This window comes from Rhodococcus sp. 06-470-2, from assembly GCF_002258235.1.
Lineage (GTDB): Bacteria > Actinomycetota > Actinomycetes > Mycobacteriales > Mycobacteriaceae > Rhodococcoides.
On sequence record NZ_NOYB01000026.1, the window covers coordinates 2,011 to 3,209 of the forward strand.

At 67.6% G+C, this 1,199-nt stretch carries 1 protein-coding gene; it reads left to right on the forward strand.

Annotated elements, in window-relative coordinates; translation table 11 throughout:
- The coding region (locus CH276_RS13775; protein WP_094689116.1) for an acetyl-CoA carboxylase biotin carboxylase subunit at nt 1–1,199 on the forward strand (1,199 nt) is incomplete at both ends.

Genomic DNA, 1,199 nt, shown 5'->3' on the forward strand with positions numbered 1-1,199 from the left:
CGGTTGGCCGACGAGGCGTTCGCCCTCGGGGGTCAGACCTCGGCGGAGTCGTATCTGGTGATCGACAAGATCCTCGACGCCGCCGCCAAGTCCGGTGCCGACGCCATCCACCCCGGCTACGGGTTCCTCTCCGAGAACGCCGACTTCGCCCAGGCCGTGATCGATGCCGGGCTGATCTGGATCGGGCCGTCTCCGCAGTCGATCCGCGACCTCGGTGACAAGGTCACCGCCCGCCACATCGCCGCCCGCGCCAAAGCCCCTTCCGTGCCCGGCACCTCCGAACCGGTGAAGAACGCCGACGAGATCCTCGCCTTCGCCGACGAACACGGCCTGCCGATCGCGATCAAAGCCGCATTCGGTGGCGGCGGACGCGGCATGAAGGTCGCCCGCACCCGCGAGGAGATCCCCGAGTTGTTCGATTCGGCCACCCGCGAAGCGGTCGCGGCGTTCGGGCGGGGGGAATGCTTCGTCGAGCGGTACCTCGACAAGCCCCGCCACGTCGAAGCGCAGGTCATCGCCGACCAACACGGCAACGTCGTCGTCGCCGGCACCCGCGACTGCTCGCTGCAACGCCGCTTCCAGAAACTCGTCGAAGAAGCCCCCGCCCCGTTCCTCACCGACGCCCAACGCAAGGAAATCCACTCGTCGGCGAAAGCGATCTGCCTCGAAGCCGGCTACTACGGTGCCGGGACGGTGGAATACCTCGTCGGCCAGGACGGGCTGGTGTCGTTCTTGGAGGTCAACACCCGCCTGCAGGTCGAACACCCCGTCACCGAGGAAACCTCCGGCATCGATCTGGTGCTGCAGCAGTTCCGGATCGCCAACGGTGAGGAACTGTCGATCACCGAAGATCCCGAACCGCGGGGGCATTCGTTCGAGTTCCGGATCAACGGCGAAGACGCCGGCCGTGGGTTCCTGCCCGCACCGGGCCCGGTCACCACGTTCATTGCCCCGTCGGGTCCGGGTGTGCGCGTCGATTCCGGTGTCGAATCCGGCAGTGTGATCGGCGGCCAGTTCGATTCGATGCTCGCCAAGCTCATCGTCACCGGAGCCACCCGCGAGGAAGCCCTCGCGCGGTCGCGTCGCGCCCTCGCCGAGTTCACCGTCGAGGGGTTGGCGACGGTGATCCCGTTCCATGCTGCGGTGGTCTCCGATCCGGCGTTCATCGGCGACGGGGAGTCGTTCTCGGTGCACACCCG